Genomic DNA, 11,883 nt, shown 5'->3' with positions numbered 1-11,883 from the left:
TGCTGTGTGGAGCAGTGGGGTGGACCTTATCGGTGCGCCTGCGCTTCATGCTGGTGCGGCACGCTGGGGCGATGAGCTGTTTTGGTGCTTTTTCGGTCTGAGCCGGGGCTGCCTGATTCATGGAAAACCTCAACAGTGCCGTGGAAACCCTGATCCACGGTTCCAACACCCTGTTCATCCTGCTGGGCGCCGTGATGGTGCTGGCCATGCATGCCGGCTTCGCCTTCCTCGAGGTCGGCACGGTGCGCCTGAAGAACCAGGTCAACGCGCTGTCGAAGATTCTTTCGGACTTCGCCGTGTCCAGCCTGGCGTATTTCTTCATCGGCTACTGGATCGCCTACGGCGTGGATTTCCTCAAGCCGGCCAGCGAGCTGAGCGCGGAGAACGGCTACGCGCTGGTCAAGTTCTTCTTCCTGCTGACTTTCGCCGCCGCCATCCCCGCGATCATTTCCGGGGGCATCGCCGAGCGTGCCAGATTCGCCCCGCAGCTGTGCGCCACGGCGCTGATCGTGGCCTTCGTCTACCCCTTCTTCGAGGGCATGGCGTGGAACGGCAACCATGGCCTGCAGGCCTGGCTGGCGCTGAAGTTCGGCGCGCCTTTCCATGACTTCGCCGGCTCCGTCGTGGTGCACGCCTTCGGCGGCTGGCTGGCGCTGGCCGCGGTGCTGCTGCTGGGCCCGCGCAACGGCCGCTATCGCGAGGGCCGGCTGGTGGCCTTCGCGCCCTCGAACATCCCGTTCCTGGCCCTGGGCGCCTGGATCCTGGTGGTCGGCTGGTTCGGCTTCAACGTGATGAGCGCACAGACCCTGGACCACGCCAGCGGCCTGGTGGCGGTGAACTCGTTGCTGGCCATGGTCGGCGGCACCATCGCCTCGTTGCTGGTGGGGCGCAACGACCCCGGCTTCCTGCACAACGGCCCGCTGGCCGGGCTGGTGGCGGTGTGCGCCGGTTCCGATCTGATGCACCCGGTGGGCGCCCTGGCCACTGGCCTTGTGGCTGGCGCGCTGTTCGTCTGGGTGTTCACCGCGGCGCAGACGCGCTGGAAGCTCGACGACGTGCTCGGCGTATGGCCGCTGCACGGCCTGTGCGGCGCCTGGGGCGGCATCGCCTGCGGCGTCTTCGGCCAGCAGGCGCTGGGTGGTTTGGGTGGGGTGAGTCTGGTCAGCCAGGTGTTGGGCACTCTGCTGGGCGTGGTCATCGCCTTCGTCGGTGGGCTGTTGGTCTATGGCGGGATCAAGGCGGTGGTGGGTATTCGCCTGAGCCAGGAGGAGGAGTATTACGGCGCGGACCTGTCGATCCACAAGATCGGAGCGATCAATCACGATTGAATGCTGTCCGCGCCATCTGGGGCATCCGGCGTGGCCGGCGAATCCGCTCCTACGATCGCGCTCAACGTAGCCGCGTAGGATGGGTTGAGCGAAGCGATACCCATCACCCTGGCCCGATGGGTATCGCAAGCTCAACCCATCCGTTGAGGCGCGCCTTGGTGCAGGTGTCGGGGTTCAAGAGCGCCCTCTCCCCAACCCTCTCCCGCAAGCGGGAGAGGGGGCAGTCCGTGCCGAGAAAAGAATTGGCTCCAGCCGGACATCACCGAGGCTGCCGGCTAACGCCATAACATCAAGCCCTGCCCAACGGTTCCCTCTCCCTTCAGGGCGGGGCGCGCAGCCGAGGGTTAGGGAGAGGGGCGGAGTTGAACCCGTGCGCGGATGTCACCGGCCAGTTCGCGAGCAAGCTCGCTCCTACGAAAAGCAAAAGCGCGTCCGCTCTGGCTTTTGCTCTTGAGACTTCCAGAGAAACCTCCGCGCACTCCGAAACGCCCCTTCAGCAGGCCGAGCGAAACCCGCGCTCAGGAGGTCATGCGACATGGATGTCGCGAGAGCCCCGATGGGCTACAGGGACGTACCCTCGGGGCGGGCCTCCGTGGCGGGGGAGTTCGCGAGGGTAGCCCGGCTCCATCGGGCCCGTATGCGGAGCAAGCCTTTTTGGTTCCTTTTGTGGCATTTGACAAAAGGGACTCGCCCGAGGGGGCGAAACGAGAGACATCAGCGCACTCGGAGCGGCGCGCTACACCAAGCCCCCACGCCACTGGGTTATTCCCCTTCGGGCCAGCGCAAGCGCTGTTCGCGATGGAGCCGCGTCCCGCGTTCGCGGGAATGGCGGGGATGAGTTGGGCGCCACAGAGCAAACTCGTATAGCCCACATGAAAATGCCGTTTCCCCCAGGGAGAGAAACGACATTTTCATGAGTGGCCCAAATTACCACCAAGGCCACTGGCACCAGGCCGGAAGGCCACTACGCATGGCCCCCCGCCGGCAGTCCGCTACCAGAGCGGCATGGTGTAGCTGAGGATCAGGCGGTTCTCGTCCGCGGCATTGCCGGCAGCAGAGTTCCGGCTGAAGTTGCTGCGGGTAGTCGCGTTACGCCATTTCACGCCAAAGCCTTTGAGCGCACCGTCCTGGAACACGTAGGCGATGTCGGTATCGCGTTCCCATTCCTTGCCTTCACCGCTGGTGGTCAGCAGGTCGATGTTGTCGCCCTTGACGTAGCGGGTCATGAAGGTCAGGCCGGGGATGCCGATGCCGGCGAAGTTGTAGTCGTAGCGGGCCTGCCAGGACTTCTCGTCCTTGTTGGCGAAGTCGTTGATCTGTACGAAGTTCACCAGGTAGGGATCGGTGCCGTTGATGTAGGCGAAGCCGGTGTCGCCGCTCATCTTCTGGTAGCCGAGGCCGAAGGCGTGGTAGCCCAGGCTGTAGGTGAACATGGCGTTGAGCGCCTTGTTGTCGACATTGCTGGTGCCGTCGTCGTTGGACTTGGCCCAGCGCAGGTCGGTCTTCAGCGACTGGCCCTCGGTGATCGGCAGGACGTAGGTCGCGGTCAGGAAGTGCTGCTTGTAGAAGTCCTCCAGCTGGCCGTAGTGGTAACCGGTGCTGAAGTTCTTGGTCCAGGCGTAGGTGCCGCCGGCGAAGTCGAATTCGTTGGTGGTGGTGCCGGTGCGGAAGCTGATGTTCTTCTTGCCGCCGCCGGTGATGGTCATCTCCTGGTAGTCGGAGGAGTCACGCAGGTTGGTCTGGTTCAGGCGGCCGGCGTCGAAGGTCAGGCCGTCGAGCTGGGTAGAGTTGAAGGCGCCACCCAGGAACACCTGCGGCAGCAGGCGGCTGTCGTTGGGCATGATGACCGGCAGTTTCGGGATCAGGGTGCCGACCTTCAGGGTGTTCTTCTCGTAGCGCAGCTTGGCGGTCATGCCCAGCTTGCTGTAGTCGTCGGCGGCGTCGCCGCTGGCGGTCTTGGGCAGCAGGCCGGTGCCGGTGCGGTCCGCGCTGGAATCCAGCTTCAGGCCGAGCATGCCGATGGCGTCTACCCCCACGCCAATGGTGCCCTCGGTATAGCCGGACTCGTAGCGCAGGATGAAGCCCTGCGCCCACTCTTCGGCCTTGCTCTGCTGGGCCGGGGTGGAGGTGCGGAAATCGCGGTTGAAGTAGAAGTTGCGCAGTTCGACGCTGGCCTTGCTGTCCGAGATGAAGTCGGCGTGAGCCAGGGCGGGGATGATGCAGGTGGAACCCAGCGTGGCCATGGCCACGGCGCGGGCGATCGGAGTCTTGCTCATTGTTATTGTCTCCTCGAGCGCTTTGAGCAGTTCGGTGATGCCTGGACTACGCCGGCATGTCGATCTGTTACAGCCTGCCTACTAAATCATTACAGGCTTTTTCCGACTCTTAGACCTTAGTCGCTGTTCTCCGAGTTATCCCGCTGATTTGCCTGGAGTTGGCCTACCCCCTGTGCCCTGCACCAAAGGAGGGCCTTTCACTGGACCCAGCGCGGGTAGTAGCCGAGGCGGTCCTGTACCTGCGCGTCGTGGGCCGGGACCACGGTGATTTCCGGGTGCGCCAGGAGCATTTCGTGGACCTTCGCCAGTTGCGCCAGGGTCTGCCCGCGGTCGCGGTCCACCAGGCGGCTGCTGACCCAGAACTTCTGCCGCGGGCCGGTGAAGCCTTCCAGGCGCCAACTGGTGTCGCCGCTGAAGAAGAAGCGGCGGCCATCCTCCAGCGTCAGGAACAGGCCGACCGAGCCGGGCGTGTGGCCGGGCATGGGCACCAGCACCAGGCTGCCGTCGCCGAACAGGTCCAGGCTCTCGTCGAAGGCCAGGAAGGGCGTGGGCGAGAACGCGTAGGGCCGCCAGGGCGTCGCCGCGCTGAACTGGCTGGGGAACACCGCCGGCGGCGTGGCGATGTGGGCATAGTCGATCTCCGCATAGGGCGCCCATACCGGCACCTCGGGGAAGTCCACCAGCGCCGAGGCATGGTCCCAATGGGCATGGGACAGGTAGATGCGGTCGATGCGGATGCCGCTGCCGGCCAGTTGCTCGCGCACCGGATGCACCTCGCCGAAGCGGAACAGCGGCTTGTCCCACCAGGGCATGTCCCGGGCGAACTGCGCCTGCGCCTGGCTGCCCAGGCCGGTGTCGAACAGCAGCGTGGCCGCGTGGTGCTGGATGAGCAGCGCTGTGTGGTTGACGCGCACCTTTCGCGTCCAGTCGCCGTCGGCCAGGGTCAGGGCGTCGAGGGTGGTGAGCCCGGAGGTGCGCACCAGGGCGAAACGCAGCCCGTCGGCGTGGCCGGGCAGGCTGGCCAACCCCAGCAGCAGGGCAAGGAAGCATCTGGCGAGGCGCATGGTCGGCATCCTTTTCGACGGCTCAGAGCGTGGGCAGGGGAAGGTAGCCGGGGAGGGCGCGGATGCGTTCCTGCCAGGCCTGCACGTGGGGGTAGGCAGTGGTGTCCAGGCCGCCTTCGGGGGCCAGGGCGACGTAGGGGTAGACCGCGATGTCGGCGATGCTCGGCCCGGCCGTACGGGCCAGCCAGGGCTGCCGCGACAGTTCCCCGTCGAGCAGTTCCAGGGCCTGGCGCGCCTTGGCCTGGGCCGCGCCGAGGTCGCCGGGGCGTTTGAACAGCTGGATGACCCGCGCCTGGGCCGGCCCGTGCTGGATCTCGTTGGCGGCGAAGCTCAGCCAGTGGGCGATGCGCCCCTGGGGCTCGGCGTCCAGCGGGTACCAGGAGGGCTCGGCATAGCGGCGCGCCAGGTAGACAAGGATGGCCTGGGAGTCGCCCAGGCCGAAATCGCCGTCCTCCAGGGTCGGCACCTGGCCGCGCGGGTTGATGGCGAGGAAGGCGGGGCGCTTGTGCACGCCGCTGCGCAGGTCGACGTTGACCAGCTCGGCGCTCTGGCCGATCAGGCTGAGGAACAGGCGGACCTTGTAGGCATTTCCGGAGAGCGGGATGTCGTGCAGTTTCATGGCGGTGTTCCTGCGGGCTGTCGTTGTGAGGGAACGGCTCCGGCAAATATTAGACAGACAAGTCTGTATAGTTCAAGCTCGAAATACGGCCATCCCGTGCCCGCCGGTTCAAGAGCGCCGACGCCTCGCGCATAATGACCGCCCAGGAGGTGCCCATGACGTCCAGCAAGGCTTCCAGCAAGCGCGAGCAGTTGCTCAATACCGCCCTCGAGCTGTTCTACCGCGAGGGCTACCACGCCACGGGCATCGACCGCATCCTGGCCGAGTCCGGGGTGGCCAAGATGACCCTGTACAAGCACTTCAAGTCCAAGGACGAGCTGATCATGGCCGCCCTGGAGGAACGCCATGCGCGCACCTTGCGGCGTTTCGGCGATGCGCCGCGGCGGGCGCCGCGCGAGGCCATCCTGGCGGTCTTCGATAACCTGCACGGCTACCTGCACGAGGACGGCTTCAGCGGTTGCGCCTTCATCCACGCGGCCGCCGAGTTCCATGACCGCGGCCACCCGATCCACCGCCAGGCCGCCGAGCACAAGGGCTTCGTCGAGGCGTTCTTCCGTCGCCAACTGGAGGACCTCGGCGTGCACGAACCGGGCAAGCTGGCGCGGCAGCTGCAATATTTGCTGGAAGGGGTGCTGGTCATGGCGCACATGCACGGTCCGGCCGACCAGGCCCTGGAAGCGCGCGAGGTGGCGGAAACCTTGCTGCGCCAGGCCGGCCATTGACGGGGGAGGAGACGATGGGCCCTGAATGCCAACTGTTCGGAACCCTGGGCTGCCACCTGTGCGAGGTGGCGGAGGCGGTGCTGATGCCTTTCGTCGAGCACGGCCTGCTGGTGGAACTGGTCGACATCGCCGACCGCGAGGACTGGGTCGAGCGCTACGGCCTCAGCATCCCGGTGCTGCGTCGTTGCGACACGGGGGCGGAGCTGAACTGGCCGTTCGACGCCGAACAGGTAGCTGCTTTCTTGCGCTGCTGATTTTTCCTCCGACGTTTCTGCTCCTGGCGCTGCTCTGTGTCAGTCTTGCGCTGTCGTACCCTTTCGTAGGAGACAGCACTATGAAAATCGGATTCCTCGGCCTTGGCGGCATGGGCGCCGGCATGGCCGCGAACCTCATCCGCGGCGGCCACCAGGTGCACCTGTGGAACCGTTCGCCGGCGGCGCTGGAGCCATTGCTGGCCCTGGGCGGCCTGGCGGCAACTGATCCGCTCGCGGCCTTCGATGCCGACGTGGTGATTTCCATGCTCGCCGACGACACCGCGACCCGCGCGGTGCTTCTCGACAGCGGCGCCCTGGACTCGGCGCGGCCGGGGCTGATCCACCTGAGCATGGCCACGCTGTCGGTGGCCCTGGTGGGCGAGCTGGCCGAGCGCCATCGCCAGCGCGACGTCGCCTTCATCGCCGCGCCGGTGTTCGGCCGCACCGACGTGGCCGCGGCCGGCAAGCTCAACATCCTCGCCGCCGGGCCCGCCGAGGCCATCGCCGAAGTGCAGCCGCTGCTGGACCTGATGGGGCAGAAGACCTGGCCGCTGGGCGACGATCCCCTGAGTGCGGCGGCGGTGAAGATCGCCGGCAACTTCATGATCGCCAGCGCCATCGAGGCCATGGGCGAGGCCTCGGCCCTGGCCAAGGGCTTCGGCGTGGAGCCGGCGCAGTTGCTGGACATCATGGGCAGCACCCTGTTCAACGCGCCGGTGTACCGCAACTATGGCGCGTTGATCGCCGAGCAGCGCTACGAGCCGGCGGCGTTCCGCCTGGTGCTCGGCCTGAAGGACGTGGGCCTGGCCCTGGCGGCGGGGCAGAGCCGTCACGTGCCGCTGCCGTTTGCCAGCGTGCTGCGCGACAACCTGCTGGAAGCGGTGGCCCAGGGCGACGGCGAACGGGATTGGGCGGCGCTGGCGCAGGTGGCGATGCGCCGTTCGGGGCAGGCCTGAAGCCAGACACGTGTAGGAGCGGACTCCGTCCGCGATGGCATGAACGCCGGCCTTGCCGGCGGAATCGCGGATAAATCCGCTCCTACGCTCTCCCGGACAGCATGTAGGCGCGCGCCTTGCGCGTGATTCGCGGGTGGGGAAATGCCTGCCGGGAAAAATCGCAGGCAATAAAAAACCCGCCGGTTAAGGCGGGTTTTTCGGGATTTGGTCGGAGCGACTGGATTCGAACCAGCGACCTTCTCGTCCCGAACGAGACGCGCTACCAAGCTGCGCTACGCTCCGTTTGATGGCGCGCATTCTACCGAAAAACTTTTGATGCACAAGGGGTTAGCGAAAATTTTTTCAGAAATATTTTCCGCCCCCCGAAAAAGCCGACGCCCCGCGGGACTCTGAGTCCGGCGGGGCGCCCGGGTGCTGGCGGTCGGGGATCAGAGATCCTTGACGGTACGCACCTGGTCCTTGTTCACGCGTACGCGTTTGCCGTCCAGTTGTTCGAATTCATAGAAACCGGTGTCGTCGTCGTACTTGGGCGTGTCGACGGACTGGATCTCGCGGCCGTCGTTCAGGGTGATGACGCTGGGGCTGGAGCAGCCAGCGAGTGCGCCAAGGCCCAGGACGAGCAGGAAAGCTGGGAGCGCGCGATTGATCATTCGTATATCTCCTGTACGAATCGAAGTTTGTTCGGAGTTTCCGACTGGGAGAGTAGTGGCAAAGTTCCCAGTAAATTCTCGAAAGGCAGTGTATCGGCTGTCTAGCCCGGGCCGTTCAGCAGTTCGGGGGAGTTCAGGTTGGCCAGGCGGGGGTCCCCCTTGGCGCAGGCCACGGGACGCGCGCCCAGGGGCAGCAGGACCTGGCGCGGGCTGCGCTCGCCGCGTTGCCAGGCGGCTTCCAGCTGCGGCGCCAGGGCCTTGGGCAGGATGCAGAACAGCGGTTCCCAATGGTCGCCGTCGTGCAGCATGTGCGGCGCCTGTGGTTGCGCCGCGGCGGCCTGGCGCAGGCGTTCGATGAGCTCTTCGTCGAACAGTGGGGCGTCGCAGGGCAGCACCAGCAGCCAGGGGTGGCGGGCGGCCTGCAGGCCGGCGCGGATGCCGGCGAGCGGGCCGGGGTAGTCCGGGGTGTCGTCGTGCACCAGTTGATCGGCGTAGGCCCGGTAGATGTCGGCGTTGCGGTTGCAGGAGATGATCAGGTCGTCGCTCAGCGGGCGCACGCGTTCGTGCAGGTAGCTGATCAAGGGCCGCCCGCGCCATTCCAGCAGGCCCTTGTCGCGTCCCCCCATGCGTTGGCCGCGCCCCCCGGCGAGCAGCAGGACGGAACAGGGCGGCAGGGTGGCGTCAGGCATGGCGAGGTCTCCGGAACGGGCCTGTGATATAACACCGGCATCCCCGTCTCTCAAGCAAGGACACCGTCCATGAGCCATTTGGCCACGCCCGAATTCGTGCCGCTGAACATCGCCGTGCTCACCGTCAGCGACACCCGCACGCTGGAGACCGACACCTCCGGCCAGCTGTTCGTCGACCGCCTCACCGCCGCCGGGCACAACCTGGCCGCGCGGGTGCTGCTGAAGGACGATCTCTATCGCATCCGCGCCCAGGTCGCCGCCTGGATCGCCGAGGAGCAGGTGCAGGTGGTGCTGGTCACCGGCGGCACCGGCTTCACCGGCCGCGACAGCACCCCGGAGGCGGTCACCTGCCTGCTGGACAAGCTGGTGGACGGCTTCGGCGAGCTGTTCCGGCAGATCTCGGTGGCCGACATCGGCACCTCCACCGTGCAGTCCCGCGCCCTGGCCGGGCTGGCCAACGGCACCCTGGTGTGCTGCCTGCCGGGTTCCACCAACGCCTGCCGCACCGCCTGGGACGGCATCCTCGCCGAGCAACTGGACGCCCGCCACCGCCCGTGCAACTTCGTGCCGCACCTGAAGCAGGCCGCGCCCTGCGAGAGCCGCGGATGAGCGGCTGCGACAAGCCCGGCCTGCTGCCGGTCGAGGAGGCCCTGGCGCGGCTGATGGCGCTGGCGGCCCAGGCACCGATCGCGGAAGTGGAACAGGTTCCCCTGGGCGAGGCCGAGGGCCGCGTGCTGGCCGCGCCGTTGCTGGCCGGCCTGGACCTGCCGCCCTGGGACAACAGCGCCATGGACGGCTACGCGCTGCGCCTGGCCGACTGGCAGGGCGAGCCGCTGGTGGTGAGCCAGAAGATTTTCGCCGGCATCGCCCCCGAGCCGCTGCAACCCGGCACCTGCGCACGCATCTTCACCGGCGCGCCGGTGCCCCATGGCGCGGATTGCGTGGAGATGCAGGAAAACGTCGAGGTGCTGGCGGACGGCCGCGTCCGCTTCCGCGAAGCGCTGCGCTTCGGCCAGCACATCCGCCCGCAGGGCCAGGAGACCCGCCAGGGCGACCAGGTGCTGCCGGCCGGCACGCGCCTGGGCGCCATCGAACTGGGCCTGGCCGCCTCGCTCGGCCAGGCCGTGCTGAACGTGCGGCGCAAGCCAAGGGTGGCGCTGCTGTCCACCGGCGACGAGCTGGTGGAGCCGGGCCAGCCGCTGCGCACCGGGCAGATCTACAACAGCAACCGCGCCTTGCTGAAGGCCTGGCTGCTGCGCTCCGGTTGCGAGGTGCGGGATGCCGGCATCCTCCCCGACGACCTGGCGACGACCCGCGAAGTGCTTGGCTCGCTGGGCGGCGCCGACCTGATCCTGACCACCGGCGGCGTTTCCGTGGGCGAGGCCGACTTCCTCGGCGCGGCCCTGCGCGAGGCCGGCGAGCTGGCGCTGTGGAAGCTGGCGATCAAGCCGGGCAAGCCGCTGACCGTGGGCCACTACCAGAGGACGCCGGTGATCGGCCTGCCGGGCAACCCGGCCTCCACCCTGGTCACCTTCGCCCTGCTGGCGCGCCCCTACCTGCTGCGCCGCCTGGGCGTCGAGGCGGTGACGCCGCTGCGCTTCGAAGTGCCCGCCGGCTTCGCCTGGAAGCACGCCGGCAACCGCCGCGAATACCTGCGCGCGCGGCTGGAGAACGGCCGTGCGCTGATCTACCCGAACCAGAGCTCCGGCGTACTGCGCAGCGCCGCCTGGGCCGACGGCCTGGTGGAAGTGCGCGAAGGGCGGACGCTGGAAGAGGGCGAGATGGTGCCCTTCATTCCCCTGAGCGAAGTGCTGTTGTAGGTGCAACTGTCTTGCCGGCTGCGCCGTGCTCGCCGGTAATGTAGGAGCGGACCTTGTCCGCGATAGCCGGAACCCCCGGCGCGATTCGCGGATAAGATCCGCTCCTACGCCGCCCCACCCGCACCATTCCATGTAGGAGCGCGCCCTGCGCGCGAATCGCGGGCAGGGCCCGCTACACCTCCGGTAAACACAAGGCCCCGTAGTATGGGTTGAGCGAAGCGATACCCATCACCGCCACCGCATGGGTTTCGCAAGCTCGACCCATCCTACGAAGAGCACCCCGGCGCGGCCGGCAAGACAGTTGCTCCTACAGGGGGCATGCCGTGCCTCCCGGCATTTGCCCGCGAATCTACTCACCCCGCCGCCGGCCGATGGCGCTGGCGGTATTCCCCCGGCGTCTCCCCGGTCCAGCCCTTGAAGCTGCGGTGGAAGGAGCGCGATTCGGTGAAACCCAGGTACTGGGCGATGTCCTGGATCTGCAGGTCGCTGTGCAGCAGGTAGTGCTCGGCCAGCTCCTGGCGCAGCGTGTCGAGGATCTGCTGGTAGCTGGTGCCGGCCTGCTGCAGGTGGCGCTGCAGGGTGCGCACGGTCATGTCGAAGCGCTCGGCGACGCGTTCCTTGCGCGGCAGGCCGTCCTTCATCAGCAGGCGCAGGGCGTTCTTCACCCGTAGCGGCAGCGGTTCGTCGTCGTCCAGTTCGGCCATCATGGCCAGGGCGTGTTCTTCCAGGGTGCGCAGCAGGTTGGCGTCGGCCTGGCGTAGCGGAAAAGCCAGCAGGGGCAGCGGCACCAACAGGGCGCTGCAGGGTTTCTCGAAGCGCACCGGGCAGCCGAACAGCCGCTCGTACTCGGCCAGCTCGGTGCCGGCCGGCTGCGGGTGCTCGAACCAGACTTCCTCGGGCGAGCCCTCGAAATCGGCGATCCAGCGCGCGTAGAGCAGCCAGGAGGCCAGCACGTTCTCCACCATGTGGCGGCGGATGTCGGCGGCCTGGTGGCGGCAGTTCCAGACCAGGCGCACGTGGCCGTCGCCCGGTTCGACGCGGCTCACGCCCATGTCCCCCACCAGCTTCTCGTAGGGGATGATGCGGTTCATCGCCTCGCCCAGGGTGGCGCAGTTCATGGTGATGTAGCCGAGCACGCTCCAGGAGCCCGGCTGCACGAAACGCGCGGCATGCAGGCCGAACAGCGGATCGTTGGCGTGTTCGCAGAAATACCCCAGCAGGCGTTCGTGGGCTTCGCTGGGCAGGCGCTGGCTGTTGTCGGCCAGTTGCGCACGGGTGAGGTCGGCGGCCCGCAGGGCGGCGTCGACGTCCAGGCCGAGGTGCTCGGCCTGGCGCAGGTACTTGAGCAGGGCGGGTACGGAGGTATAGCCGAGGGCGTGCATGGTGCGCTCTTGTTCTGGTGGCTCTATTGGCGACTGGCGCTGGCCCGATCCGACAGTGACAGGCCCGGGCGGCCGACTAGTATAGGCAGCCATTGCGAGCGACCGGAACAGGAGCACGGCAGG

General features: G+C 67.2%; 12 protein-coding genes and 1 tRNA gene. 6 read left to right on the top strand and 7 right to left on the bottom strand.

The genetic code is table 11. The annotated features are described in order from the left end of the window. The first annotated feature begins 119 nt into the window (after nucleotides 1–119). Nucleotides 120–1,328 (top strand): ammonium transporter, encoded by a 1,209-nt coding sequence (locus tag FG99_RS03590; protein ID WP_043267354.1) that lies wholly within the window; start codon nucleotides 120–122, stop codon nucleotides 1,326–1,328. A gap of 992 nt (nucleotides 1,329–2,320) precedes the next feature. Here FG99_RS03590 and FG99_RS03585 read toward each other — a convergent pair. The 3 genes from FG99_RS03585 to FG99_RS03575 all read right to left on the bottom strand — a co-directional run bounded on the left by FG99_RS03585 (nucleotide 2,321) and on the right by FG99_RS03575 (nucleotide 5,287). Continuing rightward, the gene (locus tag FG99_RS03585; RefSeq protein WP_009621317.1) at nucleotides 2,321–3,604 is read right to left on the bottom strand and encodes an OprD family porin; all 1,284 of its coding nucleotides are present in this window, start codon (nucleotides 3,602–3,604) and stop codon (nucleotides 2,321–2,323) included. 197 nt (nucleotides 3,605–3,801) lie between these two features. Further along, nucleotides 3,802–4,668, bottom strand: coding sequence for an MBL fold metallo-hydrolase (locus FG99_RS03580; protein WP_141766151.1), 867 nt, complete (start codon nucleotides 4,666–4,668; stop codon nucleotides 3,802–3,804). A 22-nt stretch (nucleotides 4,669–4,690) separates the two neighbouring features. Further along, entirely contained in the window at nucleotides 4,691–5,287 is a 597-nt protein-coding gene (locus tag FG99_RS03575; protein ID WP_043267351.1) for a glutathione S-transferase family protein, read from the bottom strand. Between the two features lie 155 nt (nucleotides 5,288–5,442). On the opposite strand from FG99_RS03575, the gene FG99_RS03570 reads away from it, so the two are divergent. From FG99_RS03570 to FG99_RS03560, 3 genes are all read left to right on the top strand, one after another. Next, nucleotides 5,443–6,009 carry a TetR/AcrR family transcriptional regulator gene (locus tag FG99_RS03570; protein WP_009621321.1) on the top strand — a complete coding sequence of 189 codons (567 nt, stop codon included), beginning with the start codon at nucleotides 5,443–5,445 and terminating at the stop codon, nucleotides 6,007–6,009. 14 nt (nucleotides 6,010–6,023) lie between these two features. Further along, the gene (locus FG99_RS03565; protein WP_009621323.1) at nucleotides 6,024–6,263 is read left to right on the top strand and encodes a glutaredoxin family protein; all 240 of its coding nucleotides are present in this window, start codon (nucleotides 6,024–6,026) and stop codon (nucleotides 6,261–6,263) included. Between the two features lie 80 nt (nucleotides 6,264–6,343). Then, nucleotides 6,344–7,219, top strand: a complete 876-nt coding sequence (locus FG99_RS03560; RefSeq protein WP_043267349.1) for an NAD(P)-dependent oxidoreductase — start codon at nucleotides 6,344–6,346, stop codon at nucleotides 7,217–7,219. Nucleotides 7,220–7,424: 205 nt separating this feature from the next. On the opposite strand, the gene FG99_RS03555 is transcribed toward FG99_RS03560, so the two are convergent. The 3 genes from FG99_RS03555 to mobA all read right to left on the bottom strand — a co-directional run bounded on the left by FG99_RS03555 (nucleotide 7,425) and on the right by mobA (nucleotide 8,558). After that, a tRNA-Pro gene (locus FG99_RS03555) sits at nucleotides 7,425–7,501 on the bottom strand. A 146-nt stretch (nucleotides 7,502–7,647) separates the two neighbouring features. Beyond that, nucleotides 7,648–7,869 carry a YgdI/YgdR family lipoprotein gene (locus FG99_RS03550; RefSeq protein ID WP_009621327.1) on the bottom strand — a complete coding sequence of 74 codons (222 nt, stop codon included), beginning with the start codon at nucleotides 7,867–7,869 and terminating at the stop codon, nucleotides 7,648–7,650. Nucleotides 7,870–7,970: 101 nt separating this feature from the next. Then, on the bottom strand, nucleotides 7,971–8,558 hold the full coding sequence (gene mobA, locus FG99_RS03545) for a molybdenum cofactor guanylyltransferase MobA (RefSeq protein WP_009621328.1): 588 nt from the start codon (nucleotides 8,556–8,558) through the stop codon (nucleotides 7,971–7,973). Between the two features lie 69 nt (nucleotides 8,559–8,627). Here mobA and moaB point away from each other — a divergent pair, with 69 nt between their 5' ends. Then, entirely contained in the window at nucleotides 8,628–9,167 is a 540-nt protein-coding gene (moaB, locus tag FG99_RS03540; protein WP_009621330.1) for a molybdenum cofactor biosynthesis protein B, read from the top strand. Continuing rightward, nucleotides 9,164–10,378, top strand: a complete 1,215-nt coding sequence (glp, locus tag FG99_RS03535) for a molybdopterin molybdotransferase MoeA (protein WP_043267346.1) — start codon at nucleotides 9,164–9,166, stop codon at nucleotides 10,376–10,378. The genes moaB and glp overlap by 4 nt, the downstream gene beginning before the upstream one ends. Nucleotides 10,379–10,731: 353 nt before the next feature. On the opposite strand, the gene FG99_RS03530 is transcribed toward glp, so the two are convergent. Continuing rightward, nucleotides 10,732–11,760, bottom strand: a complete 1,029-nt coding sequence (locus tag FG99_RS03530; RefSeq protein WP_043267345.1) for an AraC family transcriptional regulator GliR — start codon at nucleotides 11,758–11,760, stop codon at nucleotides 10,732–10,734. Between the last annotated feature and the right edge of the window lie 123 nt (nucleotides 11,761–11,883).

Source organism: Pseudomonas sp. AAC, from assembly GCF_000725445.1.
Classification (GTDB): Bacteria; Pseudomonadota; Gammaproteobacteria; order Pseudomonadales; family Pseudomonadaceae; genus Pseudomonas; species Pseudomonas citronellolis.
Note: the sequence above shows the minus strand (reverse complement) of the source record. Positions and strands in the feature narration are given on the sequence as shown.

What these genes read in the sequence shown, in the direction of transcription:
- FG99_RS03560 (WP_043267349.1), top strand. Translation starts at nt 6,344, where the DNA reads ATGAAAATCGGATTCCTCGGCCTTGGCGGCATGGGCGCCGGCATGGCC.
- FG99_RS03575 (WP_043267351.1), bottom strand. Translation starts at nt 5,287, where the DNA reads ATGAAACTGCACGACATCCCGCTCTCCGGAAATGCCTACAAGGTCCGC.
- FG99_RS03570 (WP_009621321.1), top strand. Translation starts at nt 5,443, where the DNA reads ATGACGTCCAGCAAGGCTTCCAGCAAGCGCGAGCAGTTGCTCAATACC.
- FG99_RS03565 (WP_009621323.1), top strand. Translation starts at nt 6,024, where the DNA reads ATGGGCCCTGAATGCCAACTGTTCGGAACCCTGGGCTGCCACCTGTGC.
- glp (WP_043267346.1), top strand. Translation starts at nt 9,164, where the DNA reads ATGAGCGGCTGCGACAAGCCCGGCCTGCTGCCGGTCGAGGAGGCCCTG.
- moaB (WP_009621330.1), top strand. Translation starts at nt 8,628, where the DNA reads ATGAGCCATTTGGCCACGCCCGAATTCGTGCCGCTGAACATCGCCGTG.
- FG99_RS03590 (WP_043267354.1), top strand. Translation starts at nt 120, where the DNA reads ATGGAAAACCTCAACAGTGCCGTGGAAACCCTGATCCACGGTTCCAAC.
- FG99_RS03580 (WP_141766151.1), bottom strand. Translation starts at nt 4,668, where the DNA reads ATGCGCCTCGCCAGATGCTTCCTTGCCCTGCTGCTGGGGTTGGCCAGC.
- FG99_RS03585 (WP_009621317.1), bottom strand. Translation starts at nt 3,604, where the DNA reads ATGAGCAAGACTCCGATCGCCCGCGCCGTGGCCATGGCCACGCTGGGT.
- FG99_RS03530 (WP_043267345.1), bottom strand. Translation starts at nt 11,760, where the DNA reads ATGCACGCCCTCGGCTATACCTCCGTACCCGCCCTGCTCAAGTACCTG.
- mobA (WP_009621328.1), bottom strand. Translation starts at nt 8,558, where the DNA reads ATGCCTGACGCCACCCTGCCGCCCTGTTCCGTCCTGCTGCTCGCCGGG.
- FG99_RS03550 (WP_009621327.1), bottom strand. Translation starts at nt 7,869, where the DNA reads ATGATCAATCGCGCGCTCCCAGCTTTCCTGCTCGTCCTGGGCCTTGGC.